The organism is Amycolatopsis sp. NPDC048633 (genome assembly GCF_040650695.1).
In the GTDB taxonomy this organism is placed as follows: domain Bacteria; phylum Actinomycetota; class Actinomycetes; order Mycobacteriales; family Pseudonocardiaceae; genus Amycolatopsis.
In genome coordinates, this window is the sequence record NZ_JBEZHS010000012.1 from 205,696 (window position 1) to 226,317 (window position 20,622).

The window sequence follows — 20,622 nt, forward strand, 5'->3', positions numbered from 1 at the left end:
CCTGCTCGTCTCTTCCACGCTTGAGCCGGGAAAACGGTTGAGCCACGCTAATGTTCAAGTACGTGAACGACTATCGAGTCTATGTTTCCCCGTCACGTATGCGTTAGCTTGGCCGCCGTTGATCCGTTCGGTGGCGAGGGAGACTCGATGCGCAACGGCCGGCTCGTTCTTGCTGCGGTACTGGGGTTGTCGCTGGCGGCGCCGGCCACGGCGGCCGCGGACGCGCAGCCCTGGCGCGACGCCCGCCAGTCGCCCGACCGCCGCGCCGCGGAGCTCGTCTCCGCGATGACCCTCGACGAGAAGATTTCCCAGCTGCACCTGCAGCCCGACGCCGAGCACCAGCGGTTCGTGCCGCCCGTCCCGCGTCTGGGCGTACCCGGCTTCCGGATCGCCAACGGCCCGGCGGGCATGGGCCCGGCCGACGACAAACCGCAGAAGCCGGCGACCGCATTGCCGGCCACGATGGCGCTGGCGTCGACGTTCGACACCGGCCTCGCGCGCCGCTACGGCCGCCTGATCGGCGACGAGACCCGCGCGCTCGCGCACAACGTGTCCGAAGGCCCGGACATCAACATCGCCCGCGTCCCGCGCAACGGCCGGACGTTCGAGGGGATGGGGGAGGACCCGGTGCTCGTCGGGGACATGGGCGCCGCCGACATCCGCGGCATCCAGGAGAACGGGACCATCGCCGAGGTCAAGCACTACGCGGCGAACAACCAGGAGACCCAGCGCCAGAGCATCGACGAGCACATCGACGAACGCACCCTCAACGAGCTCTACCTGCCGCACTTCGAGCAGGCGGTCACCGAAGGCCACGCGGGCTCGGTGATGTGCGCCTACCCGAAGATCAACGGCGTGTTCACGTGCGAGAACCCGGCCCTGCTGCAGGACAAGCTGCGCGACGACTGGGGGTTCAAGGGGTTCATCCAGTCCGACTGGGGTGCCGCGCACAGCACCGTCGGGTCGGCGAACGCGGGCATGAACCTCGAAATGATCGACGGCACCTGGTACGGCGACAAGATGAAGCAGGCCGTGCTCGCCGGGCAGGTGAGCGAACAGCGCGTCGACGAGCTGCTGCTGCCGCGGTTCCGCACGATGTTCGCGTTCGGGCAGTTCGACCACCCGCCGGTGCTCTCCCCGCTGCCGGTCGCGCAGCACGACGCCGCCGCGAAGCAGTTCGCCGAACGCGGCATGGTGCTGCTGCGCAACGAACACGCCCAGCTGCCGCTCGACGACCGTGCGGTGCGGTCGATCGCGCTGATCGGGCCGTTCGCGCCCCAGGCCAAGACCGGCGGCGGGGGCAGCTCCGCCGTCATCCCGACGTCCACAGTGGACCCGTTGCCGGGGCTGCAGCAGCGGGTTCCGGGCGCCGCGGTGACCCTCGACGACGGCAGCGACCCGGCGCGCGCGGCCGAGCTGGCGCGGACCGCGGACGTCAGCGTCGTGATGGTCGGCGACAACGAGGCCGAGGGCAAGGACCGGCCGAGCCTGGCGCTGGACGGTGACCAGGACGCCCTCGTGGCGGCGGTCGCCGCGGCGAACCCGCACACCGTGGTCGTGGTGAAGAGCGGCGGGCCGGTGCTGATGCCGTGGGCGTCTTCGGTGCCGGCGATCCTGCAGGCCTGGTACCCGGGCCAGCAGGACGGCGCCGCGGTGGCGAGCGTGCTGTTCGGGGACGTCAACCCGTCGGCGAAGCTGCCGATCACGTTCCCCGCGGCGGATGCGGACACCCCGGCGAACACGGCCGCGCAGTTCCCGGGCGTCGACGGCGTCGCGGCGTACTCGGAAGGGCTGCAGGTCGGCTACCGGTGGTTCGACGCGCAGGGCCGCGCGCCGCTGTTCCCCTTCGGGCACGGCTTGTCGTACACGACGTTCGCGTTCTCCGGGCTTTCGGTGCGCACCACCGGCGACGGCGCGACGGCGACGTTCACGGTCCGGAACACGGGCAAGCGGGCGGGCGCCGAGGTGGCGCAGCTGTACCTGGGCTTCCCGGCGGCCGCGGGCGAGCCGCCGCGGCAGCTGAAGGGGTTCTCGCGGGTGGAGCTGGCGCCGGGACAGGCCCGCCGGGTGACGATCGAGCTGGACGCGCGCGACTTTTCGGTGTGGGACACGGGCAGCCACGCGTGGCGGCCGGTGAAGGGCGGGTTCACGGTGCAGGTGGGCGACTCGTCGCGGTCGCTGCCGCTGCGGGCGCCGCTCGCGCGGCGCTGACCGCGATCAGGCCTTGCAGCCCGGTGCGCTCGCCGCCGCGAGCATCAGCTCCCGGGACTCCACCAGGGGCGCGACCGGGTCGTACGTGCCGTCGACGTCCTGCTGGGCCTGCTCCAGCGCCTTCATCGCCGGGTCCTGCGAGGCCACGTCGCCCGTCTTCGCGCGGTCCAACGCCGTCTTCGCGTCGCGGGCGCGGTCGCGGGCCGTCGTGTACTTCGCGAGGAACGCCTTCCGGACCGTTTCGGCCAGCGGCACCGGGGCCGGCGGGAGCGCCGTCAGCCGGTCGACCACTTCGCCCGTGCGGTCCGCGATACCGCCCAGCTGCTCGCTGAGCGCCTTCTGCACTTCCACCACCGAACCGGGCTCGGACGGCGCCGCCTCCGCGTTGGTGCGCTTCCGGTAGCCGTGGATGGCGGAGCAGAAGCCGTCCAGCCAGTCGAGCGTCGCCGGGTCGACCGACGGCGCCGTGGTCGGGGCCGTCACCGTCACGGCCGGCGCGGGCGGGCCCGGCTCCGAACACGCGGTCAGCAGCAGGCAGGCGCCGAGCAGTCCCGGAACGATCCTCATGACTTCCCCTCGCGGTGACTCTTTGCGGATACACGCGCGAGGCGGCCCGGCGGTTGCCTCAAGCGGCGAGCGTCCCGCCCAGCGCGAGCCTGCCGTCGTCGGTCAGCTCCGCGCGCGTCCACTGCCCGACCGCCACCACCGGCCCCCGCGCCGGCCGGATCAGCCCGGCGTGCGCCAGGTCGTGCGCCGTCGCCTGGTCGCAGCACGGCAGCCCGTCCACCCGTAGATCCGGCTCGCAGCTGCAGGTCAGCTCGGCCCGCCCCGCGCCGACGGCCCGCAGCATCGCCAGCGCCCTTCTGGTCAACATGGCCTTTCCCCCTCCGTGGTGCTGTCCTGAAGGAGACGTGACCGCCGTCACCGAATACGCAGCTTTCGCGAGGTTCCCCCGAACGGTGCACCATGACCTCATGACGGATTCGATCGGCGACCCGGCGGTGCGTGCGTTCGTCGACGCACTGAACGCGGGCGACCGCACAGCGTTCCAGGCCGCGCTCACCCCGGACGCGACGATGTCCGACGACGGGACGGACCGCGACCTCGCGGACTGGACCGAGCGGGAGATCTTCTCCAGCCGGGGACACCTCGAGGTGGAGACCGCGGAGGACGAAGGGCGGAAGTTCGTCGCGAACTACTCGAACTCGACGTGGGGCGCGATGCGGACGCGGTGGGCGTTCACCGTTCGCGACGGCAAGGTGGCGCGCTTCGAAACCGGCCAGGCCTGACTTCACCGCACCACCCGTGTGACTCCTGGGGCGGGAGTTACAGGCGTTCCTGCAACGCATCCGCCGCCGCGAGCAGGTCCGCCGCCCAGCGCGCCCCCGGCTTGCGGCCGATGCGCTCGATCGGGCCCGACACCGACACCGCGGCCACCACCGTGCCCGCCGAATCGCGGACCGGCGCCGAAATGCTGGCCACGCCCGGTTCGCGTTCGGCCACGCTCTGCGCCCAGCCGCGGCGGCGCACCTCCAGCAGCGTCCGCTCGCCGAAGACCGCGTCCGCCAGGATCGTGCGCTGCGTGTGCGGATCCGCCCACGCAGCCAGCACCTTCGCGCCCGAGCCGGCCGTCATCGGCAGCCGCGAGCCCACCGGGACCGTGTCGCGCAGCCCGCTCGGCGGCTCCGCCGTCGCGACGCACACGCGCTGCACGCCGTCGCGGCGGTAGAGCTGCACGCTTTCCCCGGTGACGTCCCGCAGTTTCGGCAGCACCACGCCCGCCGCGTCGAGCAGCGGGTCCGTCGAACCGCCGGCCAGTTCGGCCAGTGCCGTACCGGGGCGCCAGCGGCCGTCCGGACCGCGGCGCAGCAGCCGGTGCACCTCGAGCCCGACCGCGAGCCGGTGCGCGGTGGCCCGGGGCAGGCCCGTCCGCGTGCACAGTTCCGCGAGGCCGCAGGGGTCGTCCGCGACCGCCTGCAGAACGGCCACTGCTTTGTCCAGTACTCCGATACCGCTATGCTGTCCCACGACCCGATACTAGCGTCCCGTACTTTGGGAAGTCCAGCATCTGGGAAAACCCTGAACTCGAGCTGCGCCCCTCCTTCGCGGCTCGCATCACGCCCCTGCGGTGCGCGCCCGAGTTCCGACGTCGAACCGTGGAAGGAGCCGGAGATGACCAGCCCGACCGGCAAGGCCCGCACACTGGCGGAGAAGGTGTGGGAAAGCCACCTCGTGCGCCGAGGGGAAGGCGCCGAACCGGATCTGCTCTACATCGACCTCCACCTGCTGCACGAAGTGACCAGCCCGCAGGCCTTCGACGGCCTCCGGCTGGCCGGGCGGCCGCTGCGCCGCCCCGACCTCACCATCGCGACCGAGGACCACAACGTCCCGACCGTCGACATCGACCTCCCCATCGCCGATCCGGTCTCGCGCACCCAGGTCGACACCCTTCGCCGCAACTGCAAGGAGTTCGGTGTCCGGCTGCACCCGATGGGTGACGCCGAGCAGGGCATCGTGCACGTCATCGGCCCGCAGCTCGGCCTGACCCAGCCCGGGATGACCGTGGTCTGCGGCGACAGCCACACCTCCACGCACGGCGCGTTCGGCGGCATCGCCTTCGGCATCGGCACGTCCGAGGTCGAGCACGTCATGGCCACCCAGACGCTGCCGCTGCGTCCCTTCAAGACGATGGCGATCACGGTCGACGGCGAGCTGCGTCCCGGCGTCACGGCGAAGGACATCATCCTCGCGGTGATCGCCAAGATCGGCACCGGCGGCGGCCAGGGCTACATCCTCGAGTACCGCGGCAAGGCCATCGAAGCGCTTTCGATGGAAGCCCGGATGACCGTCTGCAACATGTCGATCGAGGCCGGCGCCCGCGCCGGGATGATCGCCCCGGACGAGACGACGTTCGCGTACCTGAAGGGCCGCCCGCACGCGCCGAGCGGCGCCGACTGGGACACGGCGGTCGAAAACTGGCGGCAGCTGCGCACCGACGACGGTGCCGAGTTCGATGCCGAGGTGCACCTCGACGCGAGCGCGCTGACGCCGTTCGTGACCTGGGGCACCAACCCCGGCCAGGGCCTCCCGCTGGGCGCCGACGTGCCCGACCCGGAGCAGATCCCGGACGAGAACGACCGCATCGCCGCTGAAAAAGCCCTGTCCTACATGGACCTGAAGCCCGGCACGCCGCTGCGCGAGATCTCGGTGGACACCGTCTTCCTCGGCTCCTGCACCAACGGCCGGATCGAGGACCTGCGGGCCGCCGCCGAGGTGCTGCGCGGGCGGAAGGTGGCGGACTCGGTCCGGATGCTGGTGGTTCCCGGCTCCATGCGCGTCCGCAAGGCCGCCGAGGAGGAGGGCCTGGACACGGTCTTCACCGACGCGGGCGCCGAGTGGCGCCAGGCCGGCTGCTCGATGTGCCTGGGCATGAACCCGGACCAGCTGAAGCCGGGCGAGCGGAGCGCGTCGACGTCGAACCGCAACTTCGAGGGCCGGCAGGGCAAGGGCGGCCGGACGCACCTGGTCTCGCCGCTCGTGGCCGCCGCGACGGCCGTGCGGGGCACGCTGTCGTCGCCGGAAGACCTGCTGACCGCCGCCCGCTGACCTCCTGCCGACCTCTCTGAGAGGAGCTCCCACCATGGAACCGTTCACCCAGCACACCGGCATCGGCGTCCCGCTGCGCCGGTCCAACGTGGACACCGACCAGATCATCCCGGCGGTCTACCTCAAGCGGGTGACCCGGACCGGCTTCGAGGACGGCCTGTTCGCCGCCTGGCGCGGTGACCAGGACTTCATCCTCAACACCGAGCCGTTCAAGAGCGGCAGCGTGCTGGTCGCGGGCCCGGACTTCGGCACCGGCTCGTCCCGCGAGCACGCCGTCTGGGCGCTGATGGACTACGGCTTCAAGGCCGTCATCTCCGCCCGGTTCGCCGACATCTTCCGCGGCAACTCCGGCAAGGGCGGCCTGGTGGCCGCGCAGTGCGAGCAGCACGACGTCGAACTGCTCTGGAAGCTGCTCGAAAACGAGCCCGGCACCGAGGTCACGGTCGACCTCGAGACCAAGACCGTGCGGGCCAAGGACTTCACCGCGCCGTTCCAGATCGACGACTACGTCCGCTGGCGGCTGCTCGAAGGCCTCGACGACATCGCTCTGACGTTGCGCCATGCCGGTGAGATCGACGGCTTCGAGGCGGCCCGCCCGTCCTGGAAGCCGACGACCACGCCGGTCGCCGCGAGCTAGTCTCCGACGGAGGCGGAATCCCTTTGCAAACAAGGGATTCCGCCTTCTTCGGTCTAGGCCGGACGGCTCTCCCGCGGTTCCTTCGAGGGCCGCTTCGCGCGGCGGAACCCGCCCCCGGGCAAGGGAAAGTTTCCGTGGACCGGCTGGAATTTGTGCTGCCTTGGTAATACCGTGTCGCTAGTCGGCCCTGCGCGGCCGTGGACGAGTACTTCCTTCTTGGAGGACTGGTATGGCCAACAAGGCCCAGCTGATCGAGGCGCTGACGGAGCGCCTGGGCGACAAGAAGGCCGCTTCCGAGGCGGTCGACGGTCTGGTCGACATCATCATCCGGACGGTCAACAAGGGCGAAAAGGTCAACATCACCGGCTTCGGGGTGTTCGAGAAGCGCGCTCGCGCGGCCCGGACGGCCCGGAACCCGCGCACCGGTGAGGCCGTGCGGGTCAAGAAGACCAACGTGCCCGCGTTCCGCGCGGGGACCACGTTCAAGGACGTCATTTCCGGCGCGAAGAAGCTGGCCAAGGCCGCGCCCGCCAAGCGCGCCGCCGCCGGCACCCGGGCGGCGACGACAGCGCGGGCGACGACGCCCCGCGCGGCCGCGGCCAAGCCGGCTGCCGCTCGCGCGACGGCCACGCGCACTCGCGCGACGGCGGCGAAGCCGGCGACGACAACGCGTGCGACGGCGGCGAAGACGGCCCCGAAGACGACCACGACCCGGGCCAAGGCAGCCCCGAAGACGACGGCGGCGAAGACGACCGCGGCCCGGTCGACGGCCGCCAAGCCTGCGACGACGACGCGGAAGACCACGGCCGCGAAGCCGGCCGCGACGGCCACGAAGACCACCACGGCCCGGAAGACCACGGCCGCCAAGGCTCCTGCCCGGCGGACCACGGCAGCGAAGAAGAGCTGACCACCCGAAACTGTCGTACCCCTGCGGTAATGTGAAATCGGGGGTCCCCCAGGGGGTTACCCCCGCTGAGCCAGTGACTTTTCCGGTAGGGCCCCGCGTGCCTCGCGGGGCCCAACCGCGTTTCCGGGGCAGGTGGGGGAGAAGCGATCCGGCTCACGTACCCAGAGGGTCGGCTTGTGTGCCTGGAGCGTCGGCTCGCGTACCCAGGGAGTCGGCTCGCGTACACGGGGAGTCGGTTCGTGTGCCGGCAAGGCCAGCTCGCGTGCTCGGGGAGCGGCTTCGAATACTCGGAGGGGCACTCGCGAACCGACTGCCCAGGTACGCGAGCCGACCCGCCAGGTACGCGAGCCGACTGTCCAGGTACGCGAACCGACTTCCCAGGTACGCGATCCGGCTCGTGTGGCCGGGGAATCGGGCTCATACCCGCGTTACCTGCTGCCAAGATCCGCCGTCCGAACGGGACCCGTGCACCACTCGCTCGGACCACCCGGCGGGCCCGGGACCGGTTCCGCCCAATTTCGCAAAGTTGCTTGAGCGCCCGGCCGAGTGATGCCACGCTGCCCTCCTCGGGGTCCGCGTCCGGCGGTGCCCGGCGGCGTGCGAACCTGGGGGCGACCACCATCGACATCCGGCTGCTCGGCCCGTTCCAGGCGCTCGTCGGCGGTTCGCCGGTCGTGTTGACCAGTTCCCGGCAGCGCGCGCTGCTCGCGACACTGGCCTTGTCCGCGGGTCGCCTGGTGTCGATCGACGCTCTCGCGCGCGGCGTCTGGGGCGAAGAGCCACCCGCGCACATCCGCGGCAGCCTGCAGACCTACGTCATGCGCCTGCGGCGGCTGTGCGGCGAAGAAACCGTCGTCACCGAACCGGACGGGTACCGGCTGGTCGTCGACCCGTCCCGGGTGGACGCGCTGCGCTTCCTCCGCACCCTCGACCAGGCCGCCGCCGCGACGGAACCCGCGCGTCGCCGGGGACTGCTCACCGCCGGGCTCGCCGCCTGGGGTGGCGCGCCCCTCGAAGGCGTCGGATCCCCCGCGCTGGCCGCGGAATGGGGCCCGCTGCTGACCGAGCGGTACCTCTTCGCCGTCGAGCAGCGCATCGACCTCGACGCCGGGCTCGTCCCCGACGCCCGGCTCGTCGCCGAGCTCACCGACCTCGTCGCCCAGCACCCGCTGCGGGAGTCGTTGTGGGAACGGCTGGTGCGCGTCCTGGCCCGGTCCGGCCGCCGCGCCGAAGCGCTCGCACGCTACGCCGGGCTTCGCTCGCTGCTGGCCGACGAGCTGGGCGTCGAGCCGGGGGAGGACCTGCGCCGCCTGCACGCCGAACTGCTCGCCGCCGACACCGAACCCACCGGCCACACCGTGCCGCGGCAGCTGCCCTTCGACGTCGCCGGCTTCACCGGCCGCGGCTCCGAACTCGCCGAACTCGACCGCCTGCCGCCCGGCGGCGCGTCCGGCATCGTCGTCATCGAAGGGACGGCCGGGGTCGGGAAGACGTCGCTGGCCGTGCACTGGTCGCACCGCGTCCGCGACCGCTTCCCCGGCGGTCAGCTGTTCCTCGACCTGCGCGGACATTCCGCGGACACGCCCGTCACCCCGGTCGCCGCCCTGGCCGGGTTCCTCCGCGCCCTCGGCGAGCCGCCCGAGACCCTGCCTTCCACAGTGGAGGAACGCTCGGCACTCCTGCGCAGCCGGCTGGCCGGCAGCCGCACGCTCATGCTGCTCGACAACGCGCGCGACGCCGACCAGGTCCGGCCGCTGCTGCCCGGCCCCGGCAACCTCGTCGTCGTGACCAGCCGCAACCAGCTGCGCGGCGTCGTCGCGCGCGACGGTGCCCGCCGGATCGTCTTGCGCTCCTTCGACGACCAGGACGCCACCGCGCTGCTCGCCGGCAGCGTCGGACCGCAGCGCCTCGCCGCCGAACCCGCCGCCGTCGCCGAGCTCGTCCAGCTCTGCGGCCGTCTTCCGCTGGCACTGGCGCTGGCCGGGGAACGCGCGTCGCGGTTTTCCGGCGTTTCGCTCGCGGGGATCGTCGAAGAGCTGCGCGACCAGCGGCTGCGGCTCGACACCCTGCGCGACCCGCAGGACGCCGGCACCGACCTGCGGGCCGCGTTCTCGTGGTCGTACAAGGCGTTGCGCCCGGCCGCCGCGCGCTTCTTCCGGCTGCTGGGCCTGCACCCCGGCCACGGCTTTAGCCTGTCCTCGGCCGCCGCGCTGGCCGGCGCGGACCTGCGGGAGGCCCGCGAGCTCGCCGACCAGCTCGCCTCCGCGCACCTGCTCAACCAGCCCAGCACCGACCGCTACCAGTTCCACGACCTCCTGCGCGTCTACGCGGCCGAGCTCGTCGAAACCGAGACGACGGCGGCCGAACGCGCGGGCGCGCGGCGCGGGCTCCTCGACTGGTACCTCGCGAGCGTCGCGGAAGGGACCAAGCTCGTCCGCCCCGACCTGATCACCGACGACATCACGCTCGGCCCCGCGCCGGTGCCCGCCATCCGGTTCACCCAGCACGAACAGACGATCGCCTGGTACACGACCGAACGCGCGGCCCTCACCGCGCTGGTCGGCGTCGCCGCCGAGAACGGCTTCATCGCCCACGCCTGGAAGCTCGCCTGGCTGCTGCGCGGGTTCTTCGCCGAACGCCACGACCGCGACGACTGGATCACGACCGCCCGCACGGCCGTCACCGCCACCCGCGACGCGGGCGACAACACCGGCCTGCAGTACAGCGCCAACAACCTCGGCTCGGCCTACCTGCGCACCCTCCAGCCCGACAAGGCCCTCGAAGCCCTGGAGGAAGCGCGCGCGGCGTCCGAGGCCGGCGACGGCACCGCGCTGGCGGTGGCGATCCTCTCCAACCTCGCCGGCGCGTACTACGTCCGGGCCGAGTACGCCGAAGCCGAGCGCTACGCCCTCCAGGCGGTCCGGCTCGCCCGCGACCACGGCCAGCGAACGTTCGTGCCGCACGCCCTCCTGAACGTCAGCGCCAGCCGCATCGGCCTCCGCAACTACGACAACGCCGCCGAAGCCGCGCAGGCCGCGCACCAGGCCTTCGCCGACTTGGGCGACCGTTACCACGCGGCGCTGGCGCTGGGAAACGTCGCCGAAGCGCTCGAAGGGGCCGGGCGGCAGGATGAAGCGGAGAAGGCGGGCCTGGAAGCGCTCACCGAGCTGAAGGAGCTGAACGCCGACTACGGCACCATCGACGTCCGGATCACCCTCGGCCGCCTCAAGCTCCGCACCGGCCGCGGCCGGGAGGCACGGGAGCATTGGGCCGAGGCGCTGACCGTCTGCCAGCGCCTCGGCGACCCCCGCATCCCGGAGATCCGGGCCCTGCTGGCGACGGTGCCGACAGACAGACCCCCGTCCCGGGATGCGCCGTACCCCTAGCCCGGCGCAGCCCAGCGGGACCCGGACCCAGTACACCAAGATCGACTGTCACGGCGCTGTCTTGGGGCGGTGGGGTTCCCCTGCGCGGTTCGGAGGGCATGTTCGGCGGTGTCATGAACGACTCGTTCACCTCGTCCGACGTCATGAACGACTCGTTCATGACGTTCGGGCTGCTGCCGCCGCCACCGCGATCCGGACCCCCGCCCTCCCTGGGGGGCGTGCCCTTGTCCAGCGTATCGGGGGTGTCGGTCGAAAAGCCGGGAAAGGCCGCTGCCGAGGCCTGGTTGTCCACATCACGGCCGGTGTGTGGACAACCAGGTCAGGAGCGGGTCGGGGAGGGGGTCGGCAGGGCGCTCGGGTGGTAGTCGGCCGCCAGCAGGACCGGGCCTTCCTCCGCCGTCGGTGCGCGGAACGACAGCACCCAGAACGAGCCCTTCTTGCTCGGCACCACGCCGCCGCGGGCGGCCGGGAGCTCCACGCCGTCGCGGTCGGCCAAGGTGCTGACCAGGTCCGGGATCACCCCGCCCTGGCTGCACACCACCGGTGTCCCGCCGTCGCCCGCGACCGCCAGCAGCCGCGCGACGCCCAGCACCGGGTCCGGCCAGTACCCCTCTTCCGACAGCAGCGGCTCGTGGCGCACCTCGATCCCGACGTCGTCGGCGACCCCGTGCACCGTCTGCACGCACCGCAGCCGCGGTGCCGACAGCACCCGATCCGGCCCGTACAGCGCCAGCACCCGCCGCACCGCCGACGCCTGCCGCAGGCCCGCCTCCGACAACGGCCGGAGGTCGTCGTCGCCGGTCCACTCGTCCCGCTTGCCCGCCTTCGCGTGCCGCACCAGCACCAGCGTCGTCAGGCCCACCGGCACCTCGCAGAAAACGCGCAACACCCGCACGTCCTCCGGCCGTGTCAGCAGCTTCTCCGCGGCCGCCGGGTCGAGCCAGCGCAGCTCGTCGACCTCGTCGTTCGCGGCGAACTCGCCGGACACCGCTTCGGCGCTGAAGTAGTCGACCGTCTTCGGGACCGTGCCGGAGCCGGTGCGCGCGGGCACCCGGTACGCCGTCCGGGCCAGGTACCGGCCCAGGACCGCGTCGAACCCGGTCTCTTCCTTCACTTCCCGTACGGCGGCCTCGGCGGTCGTCTCGCCGGGGTCGAGCTTCCCCTTGGGCAACGACCAGTCGTCGTACCGCGGGCGGTGCACCAGGGCGACCTCGGTCGCCTTGCCGGCGCCGCGCCACAGCACCGCGCCGGCCGCCCGTACCTCCTGGGTCATCCGGCGGCCCCGTGCAGCTTCGCCAGTTCCAGCTGGTGGTCGCGCACCCGCGAGCCGTCCGCCGGGAACGGCGACCACTCGCCGCTCGCGGTCAGCACCCAGCACCGCGTCGCCGGGTCGAGCGCCGAGTCGAAGATGTTGTCGAGCTGCGCGGTCAGCTTCGGGTCCTTGACGCGCACCAGCGCTTCGATCCGCCGGTCCAGGTTGCGGTGCATCATGTCGGCGCTGCCGATCCAGTGCGTGCCGCCGGCGCGGAAGTTGAAGATCCGCGAGTGCTCCAGGAACCGGCCGAGGATCGACCGGACGTGGATGTTCTCGGAAAGGCCTTCGACGCCGGGCTTCAGCGTGCAGATCCCGCGCACCACGATCTCGACCGGGACGCCGGCCTGCGACGCGTGGTAGAGCGCGTCGATGACCTGCTCGTCGACGAGGGAGTTGCACTTGATCCGGATGCCGGCGTTCTGCCCGGCCCGCGCCAGCTCGATCTCTTCGCCGATCGCGCGGACGATGCCGCGGCGGATGCCGTGCGGCGACGTCAGGATCGTGCGGTAGGTGTCCTGCCGCGAGTAGCCGGTCAGCACGTTGAACAGGTCCGTGACGTCCGCGCCGATGCTCGGGTCGGCGGTGAACAGGCCGATGTCCTCGTAGAGCCGCGCGGTCTTCGGGTTGTAGTTGCCGGTGCCGATGTGGCAGTAGCGGCGGATGGTCGAGCCCTCCTGGCGCACGATCATCGACACCTTGCAGTGTGTCTTCAGCCCGACCAGGCCGTACACGACGTGCACGCCCGCGCGCTCCAGCGTCCGCGCCCAGGTGATGTTCGCCTGCTCGTCGAACCGCGCCTTGATCTCGACCAGCGCGACGACCTGCTTGCCCGCCTCCGCGGCGTCGATCAGCGCGTCGACGATCGGGGAGTCGCCCGACGTCCGGTACAGCGTCTGCTTGATCGCGAGGACCTTCGAGTCGGCCGCCGCCTGCTCGATGAACCGCTGCACGCTCGTGGAGAAGGAGTCGTACGGGTGGTGCACGAGCACGTCACCCTCGCGCAGCGTCGCGAAGACGCTCTTCGGCGTCTCGCGCTCGCCGAACGCCGGGTGCGTCGCCGGCACGAACGGCCGGTCCTTCAGCTCCTTGCGGTCCACTCCGGACAGCTGGTGCAGGCAGGTCAGGTCGAGCAGGCCGGGCACCTCGACGACGTCGGCCGGGTCGACGTCCAGCTCGCGCAACAGCAGCTCGAGCATGTGCTCGCTCATGTCCTGCGCGACCTCGAGGCGCACCGGCGGGCCGAACCGGCGCTGCGCCAGCTCGCGCTCGAGGGCCTGCAGGAGGTCTTCGTCGCGGTCTTCGTCGACCTCGAAGTCGGCGTTGCGGGTGACGCGGAAGACGTGGTGCTCGGTGACGTCCATGCCGGTGAACAGCTCGCCGAGGTGCGCCGCGATGAGCTCTTCGAGGGGCAGGAACGTCGCCGTCCGGCTGGTCCGTTCGGTCTCGACGCGCATCAAGCGCTGGACGTTGCTCGGCACCTTCACCCGGGCGAAGCGCTCGGTGCCGCCTTCCGGGTCGCGGACCGTGACCGCGAGGTTGAGCGAAAGGCCCGAAATGTACGGGAACGGGTGCGCCGGGTCGACGGCCAGCGGCGTCAGCACCGGGAAGATCTGCTCGGAGAAGTAGCTGGACAGCCGGAGCTGGTCGGCGCCGGAGAGGTCGGCCCAGCCGACGATCAGGATGTCGTGCTCGGCCAGCTGCGGGCGCAGGTGCTTCTCGAACGCGCCGGTCTGCCGCTCGACCAGGTCCTGGTTGCGCTTGGCGATGTAGTCGAGCTGCTCGCGCGGGGTGAGCCCGTCCGCGCTGCGCACCAGCAGGCCGGTCTCGTCGCGGCGCTTCAGGCCGGCGACGCGGACCATGTAGAACTCGTCCAGATTGGACGCGAAGATCGCCAGGAACTTCGTGCGTTCGAGCAGCGGCTGCGACTCGTCCTCGGCCAGCGCGAGCACGCGGGCGTTGAAGTCCTGCCACGAGAGCTCGCGGTTGAAGTACCGGTCGTCCGGCAGCGTCTCGGTGGCGGTCGGGGCGGTGGCGGTGACCGCGGGCGGCGCCGACGGGACGGCGCGGAACTCCTCGGCGCCGCGCGGGTTGCCCTGCGCGGCGCTGCGACGCCGGTTCGACGCCGGGGTCGTCGCGGACGACGTCGTCTTGCGGGTTCTCGCCTTGCCGGCGGTGGCACGGGCGGCGGTGTCGCGCGCGGTGGACTTCGACGGGACCTTCTTGGCCGTGGCGTTCGCCCGCGGAGTGGACTTCTTCGCCGTCTCCGAGGGTTCGTTCGCCGGGTTCCGTCGCCTCCGCGGTGCGGGCGTGCCGCCGTCTTCTGTGCTCACGGCTTCCATTCTTCACTAAGCCACGCGGAATTGCGCAGGCCGCGGTGAAGGTCAGGTGAACAGCTCCGCGGTGTGTTTCCCGACACCCAGGCCGCGCACGTGGGCGAGGTCTTCCGGGGTGTCGACGTCGCTGCGCAGGCTGGGGAGCGGTTGCCGGAGCGGGACCGCTCCGGAGGCGGCGTGTTTTCGCGCCGAGCCCGGGCCGAAATGCGGGTCCAGGGGGGCGCCGGGGGCCGAGAGCAGGAGGGTGGTGCCGGTGCCCTGGCGGTCGGCGACGAAGGCTCGTTTTCCCGCCGCTTCGGCGAGGGCGTCGGCCAGGTCGCCGGCGCGCAGGGCGGGGAGGTCGGCTTGGAGGGCGCCGACGACGGAGTTCGGATCGTCGGCCCGGAGCAGGGATTCACCGTGGCGGAAGGCGGCGTTGAGGGTGCGTTCGGCGGGCTCTCCGACGATCTCGACCCCGAGTTCGGCGAGTTCGGCGACGGCCGCGGGATCGGCGGCGACGAGCAGCACGCGCCGGACGTGCGCACCCGAGGTCACGGCGGCGAGGGTGTCGGCGGCGAGGGCGAGGACGAGGCCGGGATGGTGTTCGGCCTCGACGGCACCACGCAGCCGCGACTTGCCGTCGCGGGGGTGTTTCATCGGCACGACCAGGTCCACGTCCACGTGTCCATCTTTACCCGAAACGGCGGGTGGGTGTCGGCCGGAGGGGCGGGTTGTCCACAGGCGACGGGTGTTGTGGACAAGTCGGGGGCTGGGGTGCTTTCGGGGCGGGGTGATGTCCGGGGGTGCCGATACGCTCGAGACGGGGTGGCCCCCAGGGGGGGGGGTGGGCTCTGCGTGGGGGCGGCTTGCTGGGGGCGGCTTGCTGGGGCCGGCTTGCCAACGGTGGGTGTCCCCGATGAGTCATTCGGGACATCCGGGGCCCCGAATGAGTCATTCGCGACCTCATCGAAGCCGCGCACGTCATCGGTGGTGCAGCGAGCCCTGGTCCGGCGACGTCGCCGGAATCCCGGCCCGTCCCGGGCAGGTTTCCGGCGAAGTCGCCTGTTCGGCTGCCGCGGGGCCGGGTCGCGGCTCGGTCCAGACCATCGGCCGAAACCCCGGCGACCGTCTGCCAAGGCCGATTTTGGTGCGCTCAACGCACCAAAATCGGCATTGGTCCCCTCGACCGACTGCACCGGAGGCGACCCTGCGCGGCTCGCCGGGGCCCTGCCCAGAGCGGGTGGGCCCTGCGTGGAGGCGTTCGCGGGCTGCTGCGCAGCAGGACCGGCCGGACGTTCGGCCGGCGGCCAGGGTGCCGCGCAGGGACTGTGCACGGACGTGGTCGAGCCTGCCGCGGCAGCCGGACGCCGGCTCCCGCGCCACCCACCCGTGCCGCCGATCAGCCCCTCGTCCTCGCCGAAGGCACCCTCCCTGGACTGCTCTTACCCCGGCGCGGCAGGATCTGGGGCGGACGTGACACGTGGAGGAGGAGATCGTGGCCCGGCGTGAGAAGGGCGGCTTCTGGGTGGGGTTGGCCGCCGCTGTGTTCTACCCGCTCACCGGAATCGCGCGGCGGGTCTACGTCGGGGACGAAAAGATTCCGCGGGAGGGGCCTGCCCTGCTCGTGCTGAACCACGTCTCGCACCTCGATCCCATCGTCGACGCCGTGTTCGTGCACCGGATGAAGCGCGTGCCCCGGTTCCTCGGCAAGGAGAGCCTGACCCGGACCCCGATCTTCGGGAAGGTCTTCGTCGGCTCCGGGCAGATCCCGGTTTCGCGCGGCTCGGCCGCCGCCGGGGACAGTCTCAAGGCCGCGCACCAGGCCCTGCAGGACGGCAAGATCGTCGTCATCTACCCCGAGGGCACCATCACCAAGGACCCGGCCGGCTGGCCCAAGGAGTCCTTCACCGGCGCCGCCCGGCTCGCGCTGCAGAACGACGTCCCCGTGATCCCCATCGCCCGCTGGGGCACCAGCCAGCTCTTCAACGGCTACACCAAGAAGTTCACGCCGTTCCCCCGCAAGACCATCACCCACAAGGTCGGCGACCCGCTCGACCTCTCGGCCTACCGCGAAGGCAGCGCGCGCAGCGCGTCGAAGCTGCGCGAGGTCACCAAGGTCATGATGGACGAGGTCACCCGCCTGCTCGGCGAGGTCCGCCACGAGGAACCGCCGTCGGCCAAGCCGGGGGACCCCGCCTGATGCGCGCCGACGTCCAGCGGGTCACCGTGCTCGGGGCCGGCTCGTGGGGAACCGCCTTCGCGAAGGTGCTCGGCGACGCCGGCCGCGACGTCACCATGTGGGCGCGCCGCGAGCAGGTCGCCGAGGACATCCGCGAGCGGCACGTCAACAGCGCGTACCTGCCCGGCGTCGGCCTGCCGGAGAACATCACCGCCACCAGTGATCCGGCGAAGGCCCTCGAGGGCGCCCAGGCCGTCGTGTTCGGGGTGCCCAGCCAGAGCCTGCGCGTGAACCTCTCGGAGTGGCGCCCCCTGTTGCCGCCTGACGCGATCCTCGTCAGCCTCGCCAAGGGTGTCGAGCTCGGCACGCTCAAGCGGATGAGCGAGGTGATCGGCGAGATCGTCGGGATCGACCCGGGCGACGTCGTCGTCGTCACCGGGCCGAACCTGTCCAAGGAGATCGCCGCCGGGCAGCCGGCCGCGGCGGTGCTCGCCTGCGCCGACCACGAGCGGGCCGTCGCGGTCCAGCGTGCCTGCGCCAACTCCTACTTCCGCCCCTACACGAACACCGACGTCGTCGGCTGCGAGCTCGGCGGCGCCTGCAAGAACGTGATCGCGCTCAGCACCGGGATGGCCGCGGGCCTCGGCCTCGGCACCAACACGATGGCGACGCTCATCACGCGCGGTCTGGCCGAGATGGCCCGCCTCGGCGCGAAGCTTGGCGCCGACCCGCTGACGTTCGCCGGGCTCGCCGGCGTCGGCGACCTGGTCGCGACGTGCTCGTCGCCGCTTTCGCGCAACCGGACGTTCGGCGAGCGCCTCGGCCGCGGCGAGACCCTCGAACAGGCGCAGGCCGCGGCCGGCGGGCAGGTCGCCGAGGGCGTCATGTCGTGCTCGTCGATCCGGGCGCTGGCCGTGAGCGTCGGTGTCGACATGCCGATCACCGACGCGATGCACCGCGTGTGCCACGAGGGTGTCGACCCGCGGCAGGCCGGCGCGGAGCTGCTGGGCCGCTCGCAGAAGCACGAGTGGTCCTGACCCTCCCGGCAGGTGGGACGTCTTGACCGGGTCGAGGCGGTAGGGAACGCTGAGCGCCATGTTCGCGTGCGAGATGACTGAGCTGCGGGGCCGTCACGGCCTTCGCGCCGTCATGTGCGCGTGTCGCTGTTGTCGGTGAACCCCGCCCCGGCCCAGCTCGACACCCCTTCTCTTCCGTGAGGACCCTCATGTTCGCCGTTCCGGACAACACCCTGCTGCGTCCCGAGAACCCCGCGCTGCGCCACCCCGTGCGCGTCGCGCTGGAGGTCGCCGCCGACCGCGACCGCTGGAAGCACCTGCTGCGCTACGACCCCGACGAGCGTTTCGCGACGCTCGTCGAGAAGGACGAGCAGCAGGAGGTCTGGCTGATGAGCTGGTTGCCCGGCCAGCGCACCGACCTGCACGACCACGCGGTCGCCAGCGGCGCGTTCACGCTGGTCAGCGGCCACCTGACGGAGGCGGTGGCCCGCCGCGCGCCGGGCGGCCGCGCGGTCACCGAGCTGCACACGCTCTCGGCGGGGCAGTCGCGGGTGTTCGGCCCGGGGTACGTGCACGAGGTGCGCAACGACGGCCCGGACCCGGCGATCTCGGTCCACGTCTACCGCGACGCGGAGCGCGCGATGCGCTCGTACCACCTGGACCCGCTGGGCGGCCCGGTCCTCGACTGAACCAGGCTTCCGCTGTTGTCAGGTCGCCAGCGCCCCAAGGCGGCCTTCGGTGCGTCAGACGCACCCAAGGCGGCCTTCGGTGCGTGAGACGCAACCAAGGCCACATTGGGGCGCTGGGGGCCCTGCCTAGTCCAGGTCGCCGCGGGCTCGGAACTCGCGGTCGATCGTCTCCCGGTCCGCGCCTCCCGCCAGCAGCGTGTGCAGCAGGATCCGGGACTTGCGCGCGTCGAGCCAGCCGGCCATCGTCGCGCCCATCGCGATCAGGCTCGACTCCGAGCCGTGGAAGCCGTACGTCGACCGCAGCGTCGGCCCCGCTCCGGTCCGGGAAGCGACGACCACCGGCATCGACGGCACCAGCCCCGCCACCACGTCGGCCGTGCCGGACGACACGTGACCCGCGCCCGTTGCCGCCAGCACCACTCCGCGCACGCCCGGCTGTGAGGCCACATACGAGAGCACCGAGCCCGAGTCGTCCAGACCGGATTCCACCACGGGCACCAGCCCCGAAAAGTCCGTCCCGGCCAGGGACGGCGGCCGCGGCGGCGACGGGTGGAACCAGTGCACCGCCCGCTCGACGACCATGCCGAGCGGACCCGCCGGCGCCGACGAAAACGCCTCCAGGTGGCTCGAATGCGCCTTCCGCACCCAGCGCGCCGCATGGACGTCGTCGTTCAGCGTCACCAGCACGCCCCGCCCTCGGCTGCGCGGGTCGGCCGCGACGGTCAGCGCGTTGCGCAGGTTCGCCGGGCCGTCCGGGCTGAGCAGGCCCGCGTTGCGCATCGCCCCGGTGACCACCACCGGGACCTCCGACGGCCAGACCAGCTCCAGGAAGTACGCCGTCTCCTCCAGGGTGTCCGTGCCCTGCACGACGACGAACCCGTCGGCGTCCTGCCGAAGCCCCCATTCGCGGCATCGCAGCAGTGTCGTGAAGTCCATCGACGCGCTGCCGATCCCGGCCAGGGTCTCGGCCAGGACGTCCATCGGCAGGTCGCCGATCCCGCCGATCAGCTCCGCGGCGCCGAGCCGGGGGACAGCGCCGCCTTCGCCGGCGACAGGGGCCATCGAGATGGTGCCGCCCAGCGTGGCGACCGCGATCAGGGGACGTGCCATGCCGCCACCCTATTCAGCCGCCCTTGACCGCCTGGAGCGTGTAGCTCGCCGCGAGCCGCGACGGCGTGTCCTTCAACCGCCATTCGTCCGCGGCCTCGTCGTGCACCATCTGCCCGGGCAGCGCGTTCCACGGGACGCTGTCGTGCTCGGTGAACCCGGTCAGCGTCAGGCCGTTGTCCAGCAGGGCGGTGATGATCTCGCCGAGCGAATGCGCCCACTCGTGCTTCACCGTGTGGGTCAGCTCGCTGTCGACCTCGACGTAGGTGCCCGGCTCGTCGAACACCATCGGCTCGTCGTGCTCGAAGTACGGGTGGCGCGGCACCGCCGGGTCGGCGTCGTCCAGCGTGCCCAGCATCGGATGGCTTTCGCGGATGAACAGCCGCCCGCCCGGCCGCAGCAGACCGGCGACCACCGACGCCCAGCGCGCGATCGACGGCAGCCAGCACAACGCGCCGATCCCGGTGTAGACCAGGTCGAACCGCCCGGCGCCCAGCACCTCGACGGCGTCGTAGACGTTGGCCTCGTGAAATTCCACCGACGCGCCCGCCGCGGACGCGAGCCGCCGCGCCTCCGCCAGCGACGCCCCCGAGAAGTCGAGGCCCGTCACGGAAGCGCCCAGCCGGGACAGCGAAACCGTGTCCGTGCCGATGTGGCACTGCAGGTGCACCGCACGCAGCCCGGTGACGTCGCCCAGCCGCGGCCGGTCGAACCGCAGCACGCCGCTCAGGTACGCGGGATCCTCGATGAAGTCGGCGAAGTTGTAGTCCGGTGACGCCGCGTGCAGCGGAGCGCGTTCGTCCCAGTTGGCCTTGTTGATGGCGAACGAGTCCGTCACGACGTCGCGGCCCGCTCGGCCGCGCTGCGCAGCACGCAGAACTCGTTGCCCTCGGGGTCGGCGAGCACGGCCCAGCCGGTGCCGTCGGGGTTGCGGCGGTCGTCGACGAGCGTCGCGCCCAGGCCCAGCAGCCGGCCGACCTCCTCGTCACGCGGGTCGTCCGGCTGCAGGCACACGTGGAGGCGGTTCTTCACCGTCTTCGGTTCCGGCACCTTCAGGAACAGCAGGTCGATCCCGCCTTCGAGCTCGATGCCGACCTCGTAGTCGCCCGGCTGGTCCCCGTCGGGGATCGGTTTCCCGGTGACCTGGCTCCAGAACTGGCACAGCGTGTACGGGTCGGCGCAGTCGACGGAAACGTGCAGGACGGACGACGGCATGGCACTCCTCGAAGACGGGTGCCGCCGAGTCTGGCCGAGGAG

Annotated in this window: 18 protein-coding genes; 9 read left to right on the forward strand and 9 right to left on the reverse strand. The window is 72.0% G+C overall.

Going from position 1 to position 20,622, the window contains the following annotated elements; genetic code table 11:
• Window positions 1–147: 147 nt before the first annotated feature.
• Entirely contained in the window at window positions 148–2,211 is a 2,064-nt protein-coding gene (locus tag AB0C38_RS23075; protein ID WP_360676721.1) for a glycoside hydrolase family 3 C-terminal domain-containing protein, read from the forward strand.
• Between the two features lie 6 nt (window positions 2,212–2,217).
• Here AB0C38_RS23075 and AB0C38_RS23080 read toward each other — a convergent pair whose 3' ends face one another.
• Entirely contained in the window at window positions 2,218–2,778 is a 561-nt protein-coding gene (locus AB0C38_RS23080; protein WP_360676723.1) for a hypothetical protein, read from the reverse strand.
• A 58-nt stretch (window positions 2,779–2,836) separates the two neighbouring features.
• Window positions 2,837–3,085, reverse strand: coding sequence for a hypothetical protein (locus AB0C38_RS23085; RefSeq protein WP_360676725.1), 249 nt, complete (start codon window positions 3,083–3,085; stop codon window positions 2,837–2,839).
• 100 nt (window positions 3,086–3,185) lie between these two features.
• Here AB0C38_RS23085 and AB0C38_RS23090 point away from each other — a divergent pair, with 100 nt between their 5' ends.
• A complete protein-coding gene (locus AB0C38_RS23090; protein WP_360676727.1) occupies window positions 3,186–3,500 on the forward strand; it encodes a nuclear transport factor 2 family protein in 315 nt (104 codons plus the stop codon).
• Window positions 3,501–3,537: 37 nt separating this feature from the next.
• Here the strand turns inward: AB0C38_RS23090 and AB0C38_RS23095 are convergent, their stop codons facing one another.
• The gene (locus AB0C38_RS23095; RefSeq protein ID WP_051183801.1) at window positions 3,538–4,239 is read right to left on the reverse strand and encodes an IclR family transcriptional regulator; all 702 of its coding nucleotides are present in this window, start codon (window positions 4,237–4,239) and stop codon (window positions 3,538–3,540) included.
• Window positions 4,240–4,383: 144 nt separating this feature from the next.
• Here AB0C38_RS23095 and leuC point away from each other — a divergent pair, with 144 nt between their 5' ends.
• From leuC to AB0C38_RS23115, 4 genes are all read left to right on the forward strand, one after another.
• Window positions 4,384–5,817, forward strand: a complete 1,434-nt coding sequence (gene leuC, locus AB0C38_RS23100; protein ID WP_360676729.1) for a 3-isopropylmalate dehydratase large subunit — start codon at window positions 4,384–4,386, stop codon at window positions 5,815–5,817.
• 34 nt (window positions 5,818–5,851) lie between these two features.
• Complete coding sequence (gene leuD, locus AB0C38_RS23105) at window positions 5,852–6,454, forward strand: 3-isopropylmalate dehydratase small subunit (protein ID WP_360676731.1); 603 nt, start codon at window positions 5,852–5,854, stop codon at window positions 6,452–6,454.
• A 229-nt stretch (window positions 6,455–6,683) separates the two neighbouring features.
• Complete coding sequence (locus tag AB0C38_RS23110; RefSeq protein ID WP_360676733.1) at window positions 6,684–7,361, forward strand: HU family DNA-binding protein; 678 nt, start codon at window positions 6,684–6,686, stop codon at window positions 7,359–7,361.
• Between the two features lie 530 nt (window positions 7,362–7,891).
• The gene (locus AB0C38_RS23115) at window positions 7,892–10,747 is read left to right on the forward strand and encodes a BTAD domain-containing putative transcriptional regulator (protein ID WP_360676735.1); all 2,856 of its coding nucleotides are present in this window, start codon (window positions 7,892–7,894) and stop codon (window positions 10,745–10,747) included.
• Between the two features lie 319 nt (window positions 10,748–11,066).
• Here AB0C38_RS23115 and AB0C38_RS23120 read toward each other — a convergent pair whose 3' ends face one another.
• Genes AB0C38_RS23120 through cofC form a run of 3 tightly spaced genes read right to left on the reverse strand, consistent with a single transcriptional unit; the run spans window position 11,067 to window position 15,055 of the window.
• On the reverse strand, window positions 11,067–12,020 hold the full coding sequence (locus AB0C38_RS23120; RefSeq protein WP_360676737.1) for an NUDIX hydrolase: 954 nt from the start codon (window positions 12,018–12,020) through the stop codon (window positions 11,067–11,069).
• Window positions 12,017–14,401 carry an RNA degradosome polyphosphate kinase gene (locus tag AB0C38_RS23125; RefSeq protein ID WP_360676739.1) on the reverse strand — a complete coding sequence of 795 codons (2,385 nt, stop codon included), beginning with the start codon at window positions 14,399–14,401 and terminating at the stop codon, window positions 12,017–12,019. Before AB0C38_RS23125 ends, AB0C38_RS23120 begins: the two co-directional genes overlap by 4 nt.
• Before the next feature lie 42 nt (window positions 14,402–14,443).
• The gene (gene cofC / locus AB0C38_RS23130; protein WP_360676741.1) at window positions 14,444–15,055 is read right to left on the reverse strand and encodes a 2-phospho-L-lactate guanylyltransferase; all 612 of its coding nucleotides are present in this window, start codon (window positions 15,053–15,055) and stop codon (window positions 14,444–14,446) included.
• A 799-nt stretch (window positions 15,056–15,854) separates the two neighbouring features.
• Here cofC and AB0C38_RS23135 point away from each other — a divergent pair.
• From AB0C38_RS23135 to AB0C38_RS23145, 3 genes are all read left to right on the forward strand, one after another.
• The gene (locus AB0C38_RS23135) at window positions 15,855–16,574 is read left to right on the forward strand and encodes a lysophospholipid acyltransferase family protein (RefSeq protein ID WP_360676743.1); all 720 of its coding nucleotides are present in this window, start codon (window positions 15,855–15,857) and stop codon (window positions 16,572–16,574) included.
• A complete protein-coding gene (locus AB0C38_RS23140; RefSeq protein ID WP_360676745.1) occupies window positions 16,574–17,590 on the forward strand; it encodes an NAD(P)H-dependent glycerol-3-phosphate dehydrogenase in 1,017 nt (338 codons plus the stop codon). Before AB0C38_RS23135 ends, AB0C38_RS23140 begins: the two co-directional genes overlap by 1 nt.
• A gap of 188 nt (window positions 17,591–17,778) precedes the next feature.
• On the forward strand, window positions 17,779–18,258 hold the full coding sequence (locus tag AB0C38_RS23145) for a cysteine dioxygenase family protein (RefSeq protein ID WP_360676747.1): 480 nt from the start codon (window positions 17,779–17,781) through the stop codon (window positions 18,256–18,258).
• Window positions 18,259–18,384: 126 nt separating this feature from the next.
• Here AB0C38_RS23145 and AB0C38_RS23150 read toward each other — a convergent pair whose 3' ends face one another.
• Genes AB0C38_RS23150 through AB0C38_RS23160 form a run of 3 tightly spaced genes read right to left on the reverse strand, consistent with a single transcriptional unit; the run spans window position 18,385 to window position 20,580 of the window.
• Entirely contained in the window at window positions 18,385–19,368 is a 984-nt protein-coding gene (locus AB0C38_RS23150; protein ID WP_360676749.1) for an asparaginase, read from the reverse strand.
• Window positions 19,369–19,381: 13 nt separating this feature from the next.
• A complete protein-coding gene (locus AB0C38_RS23155; RefSeq protein ID WP_360676751.1) occupies window positions 19,382–20,203 on the reverse strand; it encodes a class I SAM-dependent methyltransferase in 822 nt (273 codons plus the stop codon).
• On the reverse strand, window positions 20,200–20,580 hold the full coding sequence (locus AB0C38_RS23160) for a VOC family protein (protein WP_360676753.1): 381 nt from the start codon (window positions 20,578–20,580) through the stop codon (window positions 20,200–20,202). The genes AB0C38_RS23155 and AB0C38_RS23160 overlap by 4 nt, the downstream gene beginning before the upstream one ends.
• Window positions 20,581–20,622 lie beyond the last annotated feature (42 nt).